This window comes from Acinetobacter sp. M5A5_2a, from assembly GCF_053345265.1.
This window is the reverse complement of record NZ_JBKEZV010000010.1, coordinates 148,013-162,197: the sequence shown is the minus strand read 5'-3', so window position 1 is coordinate 162,197 and position 14,185 is coordinate 148,013. Positions and strand designations below refer to the sequence as shown.

Annotated in this window: 15 protein-coding genes; 4 read left to right on the top strand and 11 right to left on the bottom strand. The window is 38.5% G+C overall.

Going from position 1 to position 14,185, the window contains the following annotated elements:
• Positions 1 to 56: 56 nt before the first annotated feature.
• Both ACLBWE_RS14355 and ACLBWE_RS14350 read left to right on the top strand, forming a co-directional pair.
• Positions 57 to 521 (top strand): hypothetical protein, encoded by a 465-nt coding sequence (locus tag ACLBWE_RS14355; protein WP_447603660.1) that lies wholly within the window; start codon positions 57 to 59, stop codon positions 519 to 521.
• Between the two features lie 171 nt (positions 522 to 692).
• On the top strand, positions 693 to 1,271 hold the full coding sequence (locus ACLBWE_RS14350; protein WP_447603658.1) for a DJ-1/PfpI family protein: 579 nt from the start codon (positions 693 to 695) through the stop codon (positions 1,269 to 1,271).
• A gap of 84 nt (positions 1,272 to 1,355) precedes the next feature.
• Here ACLBWE_RS14350 and ACLBWE_RS14345 read toward each other — a convergent pair whose 3' ends face one another.
• The 4 genes from ACLBWE_RS14345 to ACLBWE_RS14330 form a co-directional block, all read right to left on the bottom strand.
• Entirely contained in the window at positions 1,356 to 1,943 is a 588-nt protein-coding gene (locus ACLBWE_RS14345; RefSeq protein ID WP_171252348.1) for a hypothetical protein, read from the bottom strand.
• A gap of 126 nt (positions 1,944 to 2,069) precedes the next feature.
• Positions 2,070 to 2,594, bottom strand: a complete 525-nt coding sequence (locus ACLBWE_RS14340) for a hypothetical protein (protein WP_447603656.1) — start codon at positions 2,592 to 2,594, stop codon at positions 2,070 to 2,072.
• A gap of 110 nt (positions 2,595 to 2,704) precedes the next feature.
• Positions 2,705 to 3,475, bottom strand: coding sequence for a hypothetical protein (locus tag ACLBWE_RS14335; protein WP_447603654.1), 771 nt, complete (start codon positions 3,473 to 3,475; stop codon positions 2,705 to 2,707).
• Positions 3,476 to 3,514: 39 nt separating this feature from the next.
• Positions 3,515 to 4,579, bottom strand: coding sequence for a DUF1176 domain-containing protein (locus tag ACLBWE_RS14330; protein ID WP_447603652.1), 1,065 nt, complete (start codon positions 4,577 to 4,579; stop codon positions 3,515 to 3,517).
• Positions 4,580 to 4,703: 124 nt separating this feature from the next.
• Between ACLBWE_RS14330 and ACLBWE_RS14325 the strand changes: the two genes are divergently transcribed.
• Positions 4,704 to 5,453, top strand: a complete 750-nt coding sequence (locus tag ACLBWE_RS14325) for a DUF4850 domain-containing protein (protein WP_447603650.1) — start codon at positions 4,704 to 4,706, stop codon at positions 5,451 to 5,453.
• Positions 5,454 to 5,493: 40 nt separating this feature from the next.
• On the opposite strand, the gene sbmA is transcribed toward ACLBWE_RS14325, so the two are convergent.
• From sbmA to ACLBWE_RS14295, 6 genes are all read right to left on the bottom strand, one after another.
• The gene (sbmA, locus tag ACLBWE_RS14320) at positions 5,494 to 6,690 is read right to left on the bottom strand and encodes a peptide antibiotic transporter SbmA (protein WP_005049987.1); all 1,197 of its coding nucleotides are present in this window, start codon (positions 6,688 to 6,690) and stop codon (positions 5,494 to 5,496) included.
• Between the two features lie 237 nt (positions 6,691 to 6,927).
• Entirely contained in the window at positions 6,928 to 8,163 is a 1,236-nt protein-coding gene (locus ACLBWE_RS14315) for a threonine ammonia-lyase (protein WP_004639034.1), read from the bottom strand.
• Positions 8,164 to 8,367: 204 nt separating this feature from the next.
• Positions 8,368 to 9,342 (bottom strand): patatin-like phospholipase family protein, encoded by a 975-nt coding sequence (locus tag ACLBWE_RS14310; RefSeq protein ID WP_003655311.1) that lies wholly within the window; start codon positions 9,340 to 9,342, stop codon positions 8,368 to 8,370.
• A gap of 168 nt (positions 9,343 to 9,510) precedes the next feature.
• Positions 9,511 to 10,986, bottom strand: a complete 1,476-nt coding sequence (locus ACLBWE_RS14305) for an alanine/glycine:cation symporter family protein (RefSeq protein ID WP_004639031.1) — start codon at positions 10,984 to 10,986, stop codon at positions 9,511 to 9,513.
• Positions 10,987 to 11,085: 99 nt separating this feature from the next.
• Positions 11,086 to 11,226 carry a hypothetical protein gene (locus ACLBWE_RS14300; protein ID WP_132071758.1) on the bottom strand — a complete coding sequence of 47 codons (141 nt, stop codon included), beginning with the start codon at positions 11,224 to 11,226 and terminating at the stop codon, positions 11,086 to 11,088.
• 184 nt (positions 11,227 to 11,410) lie between these two features.
• Positions 11,411 to 11,614 (bottom strand): hypothetical protein, encoded by a 204-nt coding sequence (locus ACLBWE_RS14295; RefSeq protein WP_045435369.1) that lies wholly within the window; start codon positions 11,612 to 11,614, stop codon positions 11,411 to 11,413.
• Between the two features lie 508 nt (positions 11,615 to 12,122).
• Here ACLBWE_RS14295 and ACLBWE_RS14290 point away from each other — a divergent pair.
• A complete protein-coding gene (locus tag ACLBWE_RS14290; protein WP_447603646.1) occupies positions 12,123 to 12,830 on the top strand; it encodes a nitroreductase in 708 nt (235 codons plus the stop codon).
• A 25-nt stretch (positions 12,831 to 12,855) separates the two neighbouring features.
• Here ACLBWE_RS14290 and ACLBWE_RS14285 read toward each other — a convergent pair whose 3' ends face one another.
• Positions 12,856 to 14,070 carry a multidrug effflux MFS transporter gene (locus tag ACLBWE_RS14285; protein ID WP_004639023.1) on the bottom strand — a complete coding sequence of 405 codons (1,215 nt, stop codon included), beginning with the start codon at positions 14,068 to 14,070 and terminating at the stop codon, positions 12,856 to 12,858.
• Positions 14,071 to 14,185 lie beyond the last annotated feature (115 nt).

Genomic DNA, 14,185 nt, shown 5'->3' with positions numbered 1-14,185 from the left:
AACTTAATGAATCCACAATAAATTTTTAAGCTAAAACTATACTCAACAGGTTAACCATGACAAATAGATTACTTATTACGACTTCTTTATTGTTAATAAACTCGACAATTTTTGCTCAAGCTGCTCAAGTTCCAAAGAGCGAGGTAGCACCTATTTTTAAAGCAGCAGGCTTTGCAAAAACAAAACATGTATGGGAAGGCAATTGTGATATTGGTGAAATTATCATTTATAAAGATTTGAATGGTGATGGGCGTAAAGATGCCGTTATTCAAGATAGTAGCAGCATGTGTTATGGCAATACTGGGATTGGCTACTATATCGTTTCACAGCAAAAAGACGGAAAATGGAAACAATTATTTAGTAACTCTGGCATACCCACCTTTTTGAAAACCAAAGGTAAAGATGGCTGGCCTGATATTGACAATGGAGGCCCAGGTTTTTGTTTTGCTATTTATCGATGGAATGGTCAAGAATACGTCGTAAACCGTTATGAATATCAGGGTAAAGCTTGCCAGTTATAAGAAAAGACCTAAGGAAGTTTAAGCAGTCTCGATTTATCGGGGCTTTTTTATATCACTTATAAAATATCCTCCGACTAAAGAATGTATTTTTTTTCTAAAAAATGACACAGTGACTGTGCTAATTTAAATTAAGAATTTAGATAACCTATATTTTAAAAAGAGAAATAAATCATGTCTAAAAAAATTTTAATATTGGTCGGTGACTACGCTGAAGACTATGAAACTATGGTTCCTTTTCAGTTTTTAACTGGTTTAGGCTATACAGTGCATGCTGTTTGCCCAAATAAAAAAAACGGCGACCATATTGCGACTGCTATTCATGACTTTGAAGGTGACCAAACCTATAGCGAAAAACGCGGTCACAATTTTGCCATTAACTATGATTTTAATGCGGTTAATACTGAAGACTATGTAGGCTTAGTCATTCCGGGTGGTCGTGCACCAGAATATTTACGCATGAATGAACGTGTTATCGAAATTGTGCGTGAGTTTGATCGAGTGAAAAAACCAATTGCAGCGGTATGTCATGGCGCTCAGTTACTTGCTGCGGCAGACGTACTAAAAGATCGATTGTGTTCTGCTTACCCTGCATGTGCTGCCGAGGTAAAATTAGCAGGTGGGCAATACGCAGATATTGCTGTGACCGAAGCTGTTACAGATGGACATTTAGTGACTGCGCCTGCTTGGCCTGCACATCCAGCTTGGTTAGCGCAATTTGTGAAAGTTTTAGGTGCAACGATTAGTATTTAGAGAAGTAAAGCATCAAATGAAATCTGTACAAGATAGCTTGATCTTGTACAGACAAATTTTATTCTATATTCAGTGAGCATATTCCTAGTTGAGCCCTTCAAGCTGCGCATCGCACCCAGCCCACTCATTTATATTACGTAAATACTTTAATGGTTTAAGCTCAATTCTTTCACCATTAGACAAAATTTCTTGAACCTCCAAAGAACATTGAGCACCACCTTTATGATCAAGCAGTTCATAGTTCTTGTTTGAAGCAAACTTATAAATGGCATCTACACTACAACCACGTAATTCTGCACCTGTGTGATAACTTTTATATGCACTTAAAGCAATAAAACGTTCTGCTGGTATTTTAAATTCAGCAAATTGTTCGTTTTTAGGTGGATAAGGCATATTTAACGTTTTAGGTTTGTAGCGAATGTCACCACCTAATGCGCCAATACTTTCAACTTCTGGTGACATCAAAAACTTGGGTTGCATCGAGGTCATACATCCATTTGGATATAATCTCACACTGAAATTTTGACCTTGTTGTATACGAATATTACTTGCTAAATTCGCTGTTGAATCTTGATATAATTTATGGCCTATTAGTTTTTTTGATTGGTTCACAACACCAGCAGTGCACCCTGCAAGCAGCGTAGCTAAAAGAATAATCAATATTTTTTTCATAGGTTTATAAGAATGAACTAAAATTTAATGCAAATTTTAACAAACAGCATTACTTATACAAGGTATACGCACTGCTATTTTTTTTAATTTTCTCTATTTAAAGGCCTCATAGAGGACAACTTCAAATTACTCCCCTCTTAACATCCCCAACTTATTCCAAATCTCTGGTGTTAAAAACGTTGTCACCAATTTATTTAAGTCGATATACCGTAATGTACCCTGCAACTGCTGTTTGACTGCTGGATCTTTCACAATATCTTCACCAGCACTTTGACCTAACTGCTGAAAAGCCTCTCCAACAGCCTTAACACCTTCCGCTTGAATCACAGCTTTAGTTTGGGTAGAACATTGCTCCACAATCACACGCTGTAAAACCTGTGCCAGTTTTTGGTCTAACTGATCTTTTTGCTCAGGTGTTACATTACTAAATGCTTTTAAATCTGGATGAGCAGCTAAAGCCGTAAATGTCCATTGAAGTACAGTGGTCTTGTCTGAAGTGGTTGTGGCCTTAACTAAACAGTCACTCAACTGATCGACCGTTGGGCCAGCCATCGCAATTTGTGTTGTACCCAGTACAGCAACAGCCATACAAACTGAACGGCTCAAATGTGAAAACTTACGGCGGGCAATCGCATAAACATGATGTGACATAGGTCTAGCTCCAATAAACAATCTGTTCTTTGTATCACAGAGCGAGTGGTGTTACCTGTTATGACTCTGTAAATCGTCTACTTCTTCAAATTTATCAACTGATTTAATCCTTAACCCATTCCGGCATAATTCCATGTTTCAGGAATGCTCGGTTGTTCTGGTGCTTTATTTAAGTCAATATTTAAGTTTCTACTGCCCTTATATGATTTCTCACCTGAATCTGAGGCTGGTGATACGCCTAAACTATAACGATAGCGAAATTGCCACAATAACGGTTGGATTGGACGAATATCCAGACTTAAAGAATCCTCATCATGACAATTCCCTTTGGAACTTTCATAGTCTTGCTCAGAAAAACAGGCTCTGATCATCCGACTAAAACTAAATGGATAATTTTTAATAAAGGGACGTTCATTGCCTGATTCCTGTAACTCATAAAAACTAGCACGCTCAATATTTGCACCGCCTCCTGAATACATTTCAGAAAATGAGTCGATTACAGCAATGGCATAACGGTTTTGGGTCATAGGAAAAAGCTTGGGAAAAATAAATTGCCCATCAGATGTGCCCTCCTTTTGATTAGAAAGATCTACATGCCACTGTCTCAATACTTTGAGCCCCGCCGCAGAGTGATTAAATTGAATAATATCGCCACCTGACAGAAGCCATAATTTCTGATCTGCTGTTTTTAAAACCCGCCATTGATCAGGATGCTCGCAAATATTTTTAACTTGTATACAAACTTGGTTCTGTTCAGTTTGGGGCAATTGATCTTTTTTAAACTCTAAAATATCTAAAGTTGCAGCAAAAGCAGGATTGGCAAAACAAGTAAAGATTCCAGCTACAACCAAGAAAGCTATCTCTATTTTACTTTTAATCATTTATTCTTTTCCTAAAAATATTTTTAGTCGACCACTAAGCTATTTTGCAATAGACTCAATTTTATCAAGCTCCCACACGCCCCCTGCTGCCAAACCTTTGCACATGCCTGTCCACATATCTTTCGTATGTACAAACTTTTGACCATCCCACACCCATTCTTCACTCGCCCAGCAATCTCCAACACCTCTTCCCTTTTGAGCACTGCTAATAATGCCACTATCAAAATCCGATGCTGTCTCAGTTACAAATGTTGCTTTACCAGTCAAAGACTCATCAAGTACCCATACCCCATACCCTTCGTTATAGGCACCTCTCCAACATAGAGTGGTCGCCAGAACTTTCTTATTGGTCAGTTTATACAACTCGATTTTTTGTGGTTCAGCTCCATCACTACTACCATAGATTCCTTCACAAAATCCTTCTTCTTTTGGGTTCGTTTGAGCTGACATTAAACTATGATAAACAGATTGATACGACTTACTTTTTGGTTGCAACGTCAAATATGGCTTAGCCGCTGTTTTGACATGCTTTACAATTAATTTGGGTTGGGCTGCCAATACTTTTGATTCATTAGCAGGCCCTTTTTTGACCAAAGCACCAACAGTTCCGATACGCTTCTGAAAATCATCCATTTTTAGCAACACAGCAGTCATTCCTGCATCGGAAATCGTCCATTCATGCTGCGCATTTTTAAATATAATTTCAGTTTTCTGCTTTGACTGCTCGAGTAAAGCGTTGATCTGTGAGTTATTCAGTTTCCCCATTAATGGCAGCTCGACACCATCCACAGTGACAGTGCCTAAATCTTTGCCATTCACATAAAAGTGGATATTTTTAAGCTGACTTGCAGGCAAGCTTTGCTCATAGTCTGATAAAGCAAATTCAGCCTGTACAGGTTGCTTTGGTCCCGCTTTACGCACTAATAGCAGCGACGCTGGATTATCACCATTTTCTTCATTTTGATACCCTGCGGCCTTACATGCTCCCGTATTACTGCAAGAGATTTCCCACTCTTGATGTGAAAATGAAATGCCTTTTATGTCTTGAGCAAAACTATAAGAACTCATTACTGCTAAACAGCAGATTGAAAGCATTTTTTTCATTTTTTCATGTCTCTATAGATCTGTTTTTATTATTAAGTTAAAAACAGTATAAAATTTTGGGTTACCGTCTAGTTTAAAAGAATATGCTAGGTTGATATAAAATTTAAATGATTACTTTTTAAAAATGAAAAAACTATATTTTTTACTATGTGTCGCGTTAGTGAGTACAGCTTCAATTACACATGCCGAAGTAAAAAGCTTTACGCCGCATTTTCCAAAGTTTTATAGCTCTGCTGCAACCCGAAAAGCAGATAACCAGTTCTACGCTCTCGGAGAAGCAAATTTTTTAAATGGTATTACCGTGCCATTTTATGGTGTTACTGCACTGAGTCCAACAGATGATGGTTTGCTTAAAGATTTTGAAAAATGCACACTAAAAAATTGCCGCTTTAATTTTAAGCTTGATGCTCAACATGCCAAGCAGCTTAAGCTTCTTGCATTACCGGAAACAGGGTTAGTGCTTGTGCCTAGAAATTGGCAAGATGTGCAGGCAAATGCAGGTGCTAATGGAACTGGTTTTGCTCTAATAATGAGTCCAGATCAAAAACAAGCAATAGAACTTTATGACTCTTCATTTTGTGTCGGGTGTGGGCTACCAAACGCAACGCTTTATTTTCCTGAACTGTTAAAAGAAAGTATCGAAAATGAGTTTGGTGGATATAAAGACCCTAGAAAACTGATCAATATTGTTCATCCCTCTAAGAAAATAGCTTTTTTTAGTTATCAAATTCCCCAAATCAACAATAAAACACATGGCATTGCTAAATATTACGACGAAGACACGTTTAACTATAAAGAGATTCAAGTGACCTTAGATAAATCGCAACAGTCTTTAGTTGGCCCTATTCTCAACTTTTATAACGCAACTCATTAAACCAAAACTCATAAAAAAACCCGCTTTCGCGGGCTTTTTTTTATTTGTGTAGTATCGATTCAAAGGCTTTTAAACGCTTATAAATCGAAAGTAGTTCAATAATTGTTTTCCATGAACTAATTAAATATTGGAAAGATTCACGTACACGTCCAAATACATTTGCAATTTGTTGAATTAAACCTAATGTGAGCTTACCAGCAGCAATTGATGGGAAAAGGACAACCAAGTTATACAAAATATCAAGTTGCCCATACCAAATCGCCGTCATATTAAAATATGCATAGTGGAAATAAAGTCGGAAATAGTTTTTACGTACGTTACTGAATAACTCACGTAAGGTAGCGGGTTTTGCCCGATCTACATGGTCTTCACCGTAAACCAATTCCTTACGATATGCCGCCTCTACTTTCTGATTATTAAATTGAAGCCCTGGTAACTTTACACCTACTACCATTAATAGGACGGTCCCGAAAATTGACCAGACTATTGCCGCCCATACTAAAGAATGATCTAACTCTCCAATAATGGGTAATGTAGGAACGTATTTAGACAGTTGGAATAAAATAGGTAAAAAAGCAATAAGTGTAATAATTGCCTTTACCAGCTCAACACCCAAATCTTCCAAAATAGTTGCAAAGCGCATCGTGTCTTCTTGTACACGCTGTGAGGCACCTTCAACATGGCGCAGTTGCTCCCAGTGCTCAGTGTAATATTCATTCATTGCCGTACGCCAACGAAATACATAATGGCTGGTAAAAAAAGCATTAATCACGGCCAGAGTTACAGCCACCATTGCAATATAAAGAAACACTAAGGTCTCGCTATAAAGTGCCGAAAGATTTCCCCCACCATTCGAAAGCATTTTTTGAATTAAATCCCAAAATGGCACATACCATGCATTAATCGCAACACTGACCTGAACAGCAAACCAGATATTAAACAAAATAAATGCCGAGCCCCATATAGACCAACGCTGCCATGGATTATTGGAAATAATTTTCCAAAAGCCAGCAAAGAGAGCGGTAGAGACTAAAAACCAAAGATAAAACCATAAAAAAGCAGGTGACCAAAAACGGTTTACACCAACTGGTAATTCAGCTTCAGCATAACCATGAGGAAAGCCGAGATACTCACCCCAGTGATCTCCGCCTGTGTACCAGAGCACCATATTTAACGCGAGCCAAATGACCGCAGATATAAAGAAATATCGTGGTGATGGAAAAAATGATTTGAACATTGAGTGCGGATATCCTTATATTTCTTCAAATTTACAATGAGAAGAATACTAAAACCTAAACCTTAAAATTGTGAAGGATAAAGTTTAGAGAATTGTCAGTTTTTCTCGTTTCATTGAAGGATTTGATCGTTTTTTTGTAAATTCATCCCTTTTTGGCAATTTAATCCATTTAAATTACCTTGTATATGACTCTCGCTAGAGCCATATACGGCTTTTATAACACAGCAATATCAGAGATTAAATCTCTTCTTTACGAACAATATAACCTTCCAACTGCATTGCCTGAATGAGCAAATCTAAGTCTGAAGCGCTTTTAAGCTCAACATCAACACTCACGGCGCTTTCTTTGGCACGGCTTGTCGCTGCAAAGCGTTCATGGCGTAGTTCATAAATATTACCGCCTTGCTCAGCAATAATTGCTGTTAAACGAGCTAAAGCACCAGGGTTATCCGGTAATTCAACACGAATACGGACCATACGACCTGTACGCGTTAAATGACGTTGTAATACTGAAACCATAACGCGTGTATCAATATTGCCACCAGACAGCACCACACCCAATTTATGGCCTAAAAATAGATCAGGGCGAGACATAATTGCAGCAATACCTGTTGCACCTGCCCCTTCACACACCGTTTTTTCAATATTGAGTAACAGCGCAATTGCCTCTTCAATCATGTCTTCAGTGACAACGACAATGTCATCAACATATTCTTTAGCAACTTGAGTCGTAAGCTCACCCGGAGTTTTTACCGCGATACCTTCAGCAACTGTAGAACCCATTGAAACTGCATGCTGATAATTGCACAGTAGTTTTGCCATACTTGGGTATACAACTGATTGCACCCCAATAATTTTAATCTTTGGATTTATAGCTTTAGCAGCAATCGCAATACCAGAAATTAGGCCACCACCACCAATTGGCACAACTAAAATGTCTAGATCAGGCACAGCTGCAAGCATTTCAAGCGCAATGGTTCCTTGACCTGCAATAATTTCTGCATCATCGAATGGGTGGATAATCGTTAAAGATTCTTCTTGTGCAACACGGTGCATTTCAGCCGCCGCTTCAGAAAAATCATGTCCATGTAAAATCACTCGTGCCCCATATTCACGCACTCGCTGTACTTTTACATTAGGTGTAGATTTCGGCATCACGATGGTCGCTGTTACACCTGTACGCTGAGCATGATAGGCTACGCCTTGCGCATGATTGCCTGCAGAAGCTGCAATAACACCATGTTGTTTTTCTTGGTCAGATAAACACAACAGTTTATTCAGTGCCCCACGCTCTTTAAAAGAAGCTGTAAATTGTAAGTTTTCAAATTTCAGCCACATTTCAGCCCCTAAGGTTTTAGAAATGGTTTCTGAGAAAACAAAAGGAGTTTTTACGACTAAACCTTCCAAACGCTCTGCGGCAGCATGAACATCATCTAATGTTGGAAACCCATTTTTAACCTGTTGCTGTATCATTTATCTAGTCAGCCTCAATACATTACAAATCAATTATTTTTTAAAAATGACATCAATATTTTATATTGGTCATCAGAGTTTTCAGCATATCCAACATGTACCTAATATACAAAAATTTTTATTCCAAAAATTAAGGATTTAAACTCGCATAAAAAAAAGCCCTGCTGAGGCTTTTTATTTAATTTTCAAAAGATTAACGTTAAATTATTGGGTTTGTGCGCTCAAACCATCCGTAGATAGATTTTGTTCAGCTATTTTTTCATCAATTGCAAATTGAATATCAGAAAGTTTTGCATTAGCTGCATCTATACCGGATTTCATAGTAGCTTCACGGCCTTTCACATCAAAAATATGGGCTTTTTCTCTTAAATCTGGTTGAATAACAACATCCGCATATTGTAATTCTTCTGCTGCCAGACGACCTTGCATAATATTAATATTCTGGTTAAACAGCCCCCAGACATTCGAGGTTTCTGTGTAAATAGGCTGAGCTAAAATATCAACAGCAATAATGACATCAGCACCTAAATCGCGAGCGACTTCAACAGGTACAGGGCTCACTAAACCACCATCGACATATTCAGATTTACCGATTTTAGTCGGTACAAACATGCTTGGAATTGAAGCCGAGGCTCTTACGGCTTGCCCAGTATTGCCATAGTTAAACACAGTTTTAGTGCCATGCTTTAATTCGGTTGCAACCACATACATTGGGATTTTCATTTTTTCGAGTGGCATGTTGTTTACTTGCTCGTTAACGTAGTTTTCTACTTTTTTGCCATCAAAAAAACCTTTTAGCCCGATACTAATATCACGCACATCGCCAGCTTTCATTTTTAATGCAGTATCACGTAATTCAGAAGGACTTTTACCACTGGCATAAAGTGCTCCAACAATACTACCGGCACTGGTACCTACAATAAAATCTGGTCGAATACCATGTTGTTCCAAAACCTCAATGACGCCTATATGAGCATAACCTCGTGCTCCACCGCTACCCAATACGAGCGCAACAACTGGACGTTTTTGTTGTTTTTTAATTCGTGCAAATGGCTGATCGACAGAGCGAGCATAAGCCTCCGCTGTTTGCGGTTTTAGAGCAGCAGACAAGTGTGTAGTGGTCTGGCATCCTGCCAACACCATAGAGAGTCCGAGAACCCACAATTTAAGCTGTTTCATGGCCTATCTTCGCACTATGAGGTTTAAGTTCGGATTGCAATTTTAGTTGCTAGTCTTGTGAAAAGCTGTATCGAATTTATTTAATTTGTCATGTTTAAAATTTAGACTCAAGTATTTTATCTATCTCCTATGAAAAAGGCCCCTTATTTATAAGAGGCCTTTTTTAACTTACCAGATATCTGAATCAACTTTCTTTTTCAATTCCGGATACTTATCAATTTTAAACTCAGGCTCTTTAATGCCTTTTTTCAATTGTTCACGGTAATCTTTCAACAATGTGCGTGCCATCGGCGTTAACAGTAAGATTGCAATCAAGTTAATGGTTGCCATGATACCCATAAACAAGTCAGCCATAGACCAAACGAGTGGAACACTACCAATTGCACCGAAGTACACCATCACCAATACAAAAATACGGAAGATGAACATGACTTTCGGATTGTTATTAATAAACTGTACATTACCTTCTGCATAGGCATAGTTACCTAGTACAGCTGAATAACAGAATAAGAATAATAGAACTGCAAGGAAGTCTGAGCCCCAATGTCCAACTTGAGTTTCTAAGGCACGCTGTGTTAATTCAACACCGACAAAACCTGCATCTTGGTAAACGCCAGAAACCAAAATAATGATTGCGGTACTTGTACATACAATGAAAGTATCTACAAATACACCGAGCATTTGTACCAAACCTTGGTTTACAGGATGTTTTACATCAGATGCAGCCGCTGCGTTTGGTGCAGAACCCATACCAGCTTCGTTAGAGAATAAACCACGCTTAATCCCTTGCATCATTGCCATTGACACTGCCGCACCAAAGAAACCACCTGCTGCAGAGTTAAAATTGAAAGCTTCAGTCACAATCAGCTTTAAAATATCAGGCAAAATTGCATAGTTACTGATTGCAATATATAGAGCAACAGATAGATAAAGACCTGCTTTTAAAGGTACAAACATCTCTGCAAATTTAGCGATACGCTTAATACCACCAAAAATTGCCAATGCCACTAAAACTACAAGAGCAAGACCAACCCATGAAATTTCTAGATCAACGCCACCTAAATGAGCAATAAAATTAGCTTTGTCCCAACCCCAAGCATGTGATGATGCATTAGCAATCGCATTGATTTGAACTGAGTTGAATACGAAACCATAGGTAAAGATCAATGCAAGTGCGAAGACCACACCAAAGGTTTTACTACGTAAACCTTGAGTAATATAGTAGGCTGGTCCACCGCGGAACTGTTTAGTCTTACTATCTCGAACTTTAAATAGTTGAGCAAGCGTAGACTCAATAAAAGCAGAGCTCATACCAAGAACAGCTGTTACCCACATCCAGAACACTGCACCAGGACCACCAATTGCGATGGCAATTGCTACACCAGCAATATTACCTACCCCAACACGGCTCGCAAGGCCAGTTACAAACGCCTGAAAAGGTGTAAGACCATGCTCATCTTCGCCTTCTGTACGACTGCTTTTCATCACTCGGATACTTTGCAAGAACATGCGAATTTGCACTGCTCCTGTTAAGACCGTATAAAAAACGCCTACAGCCAGCAAGAAAATAACCAAAAAGTCCCATAAAGGGTCATTAAAAAATTTTACCCACGACATCAGTGTGGCATTGAGTTGTTCATTCATACTCGGTCCGCTTACGTTCCTTGCTAATGTGCTAAAAGCACATGCCAAAATACTGCAATAAACAAAAAAGCCCCTAGAAACCGAGACTTTTCAGTAAATTCAAGAAAAAACTTTTAATGTCAATTGAATAGCAATTATCGTCACAAGTTTAAGCAACATCATGCCCAACACTAAGCCTTTGAAGGTTGCATGAGAGAAAGCGACCTTCAGACAAAATAATATCATTGCACTACTGAAAATTTCCGCTTTTGGAAAAACAGTATGCATCGACTCAGCTACAAACTTGGAAACTAACAAATGACCACCGCTAAATAAACTCGTCTAATGATTCCCATCAATCAAGCGAGTTATACAAAAACTGGATTTAAGCCAATAAGCATATTTACATATACTTTTGAGCAAATGTCTAAACTGGATATAAATTTCAAAGACTGTAACAAGCGATCGCCATAACGCGACTATCTGCGCCCTTTTCTCCATGATCAAAGAAGAGTGCGTTTAGACCTGTACTAAGCTGTTGTATTTTTTGTGGCTCAGTAGCTGCGTGAGTTACGTTCATTTTCATGGTTGCAATGGTAATCGCCAATCCTTGTTTCATGAACTGCTTGTTGATGAGTGGTAGACTCATGTAAAGCTCCTATACCTCGTGTATTTCTCCATTTCTGCACCTAAATCCTTTTGTAAAGGGATTTTGTTTGCAGCCACTATTTCCTAACGTGAGTATGGAGAAATCATACCTGCGTAAAAAAGTCGGTATTATGCAGAAATTTAAAGTTTTGTGTATATTTTTCATTAAAATTTTATATAAAAAATGGTCATATTTTATATAAAACTATCCGTTTTGTACTGTTTTTAAACATATTATACCTTTTTTTCAATTGAATATTTTTCACCCACTCACTGTTATGCTTTTATTTTTATAACCGACAAAATCATACTATTTTGTCTATTTAAATCTAAAGTGGCATATTCGAATTATGATTAATCAGACAATATGTCTAAACTAATTAAATTATCATACCTGTAAGAATATCTCTTTTCTAATATTTTTTGCTTATAAATGAAGTACTTTCAAAACATGAAATTAAGCTTCAAAAAGTATAAAAATATTTAAGACAAAGATATAGGAGTATCTCATGAATCTGGAACAAGTTCGTCTCGTTGATGAAGCTATCACTTCTCGACATTCTGTCCGCGCTTTTTTAAATACTCCAATTGAGTCAGGAGTTATTAAAGATATATTACAAGTCGCAAGTCGAGCACCTTCTGGAACTAATACTCAACCGTGGAAAGTGTATGTAGTAACAGGCAACAAGCGTAATGAAATGGTTGAACGTGTCTGTGCAGCACAAATCGAAGTTTCAAAAAACCCGGAACTTGCAGAACAATATAAAGAAACTTTTGCCTATTACCCTGAAAAATGGATATCCCCTTTTATTGACCGCCGCCGCGAAAATGGTTGGGGACTCTATGGTCTACTCGAAATTAAAAAGGGCGAAAAAGAAAAAATGGCTGAACAACAGTTACGTAACTTTAAACTGTTTGATGCACCAGCCGGCCTTTTCTTTACAGTAAATAAAACCATGGGAATCGGGTCTAAAATAGATATCGCAATGATGATCCAAAACGTGATGGTTGCTGCCAAGGCAAGAGGTTTAGATACATGCCCACAAGCAGCTTGGAACCATTTTCACCCTATTGTTTTAGATATCTTAGGTGCATCAGATGATGAAGAGCTAGTTTGTGCAATTGCGTTAGGTCATGCTGATCCTAATCACATTGTAAATACCTTCATTACACCTAGAGAACCTGTCGAAAATTTCACATTTTTTCTAGACGAATAAGATCTAAGTCGCCATTCTTTTAAAACTATGAGAATGGCTTGGTTTCTACTTGTTGCGCCGCTTTTAAAACGACAACGAACCCACTCAGCGTAAATAACACCATCATCACGCCCATGTTGAGCGATGCAGACCAAATGAGGAAGTTAAGCAGCACGCCACCCAAGAGGCCACAAGCGAATTGCATACTTCCCATAATTGCACTGGCTGTTCCTGCACGGGCACCTTGTTTGGACATTGCCAGCGCCATTGCATTTGGTCCTGTTAAACCAATGCCTGAAATAGCTAAAAATAGCCCTAACATAACAAGCCATAAAGGCGCAGCAGGAATTAAACCCGCAATAAATACGATAATGGCTCCAGTCACTTGTACAAGTGAACCTGCCTTTAACCGTTTAGTGATTTCAACACGTGATGTTAAATGCTTATTTAAAGATGACATCAACATAATGCCAAAAGCATTTAGTCCAAAGGCATAAGCAAACTCTTGCTGATTCAGTCCGTATTGATCCATAAAAACTGCTGGTGCTGAGCTGATATAACAAAATAGCGCCGCCCCTGTTAAACAGCCTGCAAACATAGGTAAGCGGAAACTCGCATCTTTGAAAATAGCCCCATAGAGGGTAACGACTTGATATGGTGACAGCTTGAGTCTTTTATCAATTGCCAAAGTTTCTTTAAAAAAGAAATGTACGCATAGCCAGCATATTGCTCCCACGATTGAAAGCGCAATAAAAATCGCTTGCCACGGAAACCAAATTAAAATCCATGCCCCAATCATCGGTGCCAAAATAGGTGCTAACCCCATGACAATCATCATGCTTGAAAAAGCTTGTGCCGAGCCTTGAACGTCTAATCTATCGCGTATTGCTGCACGGGCCATAACCACACCAACACAGCCACCTAAAGCTTGCAAAATACGAGCAGCAATCAAGCCCCATTCATTTGTAGCCAATACACAAAATAAGCTTGCGACTGCATAAAGTGCGAGACCAAAATAAAGTGGTTTTTTTCTACCAATCCGGTCGCTTAGAGGACCATAAACCAACTGCCCAACAGCTAGACCAAAAAAGTAAGCTGGTAGTGTATTAGCCACCATTTGTGTACTTACCCCAAAATCATGCGCCATTTGTGGCAAAGCAGGTAAGTACATATCGATGGATAATGGCCCTAAAGCCGTAAGTAAAGCGAGCAACATAATCCAGCCAATAGAGTATTGACGCTGGGCTGTTTGTTCAGACATAACGATATTTCATTTTTCAATCATTTGCATACAGACAAGCTTACACTGTCTATCGTATGATTTGTGCAACATTGGTGTAGAAATACACAAATCCTTTATCCTCAGGTTGATCAGC

Excerpts from the sequence above, each read along its gene's own strand:
- ACLBWE_RS14345 (WP_171252348.1), bottom strand. The coding sequence starts at position 1,943 with ATGAAAAAAATATTGATTATTCTTTTAGCTACGCTGCTTGCAGGGTGC.
- ACLBWE_RS14350 (WP_447603658.1), top strand. The coding sequence starts at position 693 with ATGTCTAAAAAAATTTTAATATTGGTCGGTGACTACGCTGAAGACTAT.
- ACLBWE_RS14355 (WP_447603660.1), top strand. The coding sequence starts at position 57 with ATGACAAATAGATTACTTATTACGACTTCTTTATTGTTAATAAACTCG.
- ACLBWE_RS14290 (WP_447603646.1), top strand. The coding sequence starts at position 12,123 with ATGAATCTGGAACAAGTTCGTCTCGTTGATGAAGCTATCACTTCTCGA.
- ACLBWE_RS14325 (WP_447603650.1), top strand. The coding sequence starts at position 4,704 with ATGAAAAAACTATATTTTTTACTATGTGTCGCGTTAGTGAGTACAGCT.
- ACLBWE_RS14330 (WP_447603652.1), bottom strand. The coding sequence starts at position 4,579 with ATGAAAAAAATGCTTTCAATCTGCTGTTTAGCAGTAATGAGTTCTTAT.
- ACLBWE_RS14335 (WP_447603654.1), bottom strand. The coding sequence starts at position 3,475 with ATGATTAAAAGTAAAATAGAGATAGCTTTCTTGGTTGTAGCTGGAATC.
- ACLBWE_RS14310 (WP_003655311.1), bottom strand. The coding sequence starts at position 9,342 with ATGAAACAGCTTAAATTGTGGGTTCTCGGACTCTCTATGGTGTTGGCA.
- ACLBWE_RS14305 (WP_004639031.1), bottom strand. The coding sequence starts at position 10,986 with ATGAATGAACAACTCAATGCCACACTGATGTCGTGGGTAAAATTTTTT.
- sbmA (WP_005049987.1), bottom strand. The coding sequence starts at position 6,690 with ATGTTCAAATCATTTTTTCCATCACCACGATATTTCTTTATATCTGCG.
- ACLBWE_RS14285 (WP_004639023.1), bottom strand. The coding sequence starts at position 14,070 with ATGTCTGAACAAACAGCCCAGCGTCAATACTCTATTGGCTGGATTATG.
- ACLBWE_RS14315 (WP_004639034.1), bottom strand. The coding sequence starts at position 8,163 with ATGATACAGCAACAGGTTAAAAATGGGTTTCCAACATTAGATGATGTT.
- ACLBWE_RS14340 (WP_447603656.1), bottom strand. The coding sequence starts at position 2,594 with ATGTCACATCATGTTTATGCGATTGCCCGCCGTAAGTTTTCACATTTG.
- ACLBWE_RS14295 (WP_045435369.1), bottom strand. The coding sequence starts at position 11,614 with ATGAGTCTACCACTCATCAACAAGCAGTTCATGAAACAAGGATTGGCG.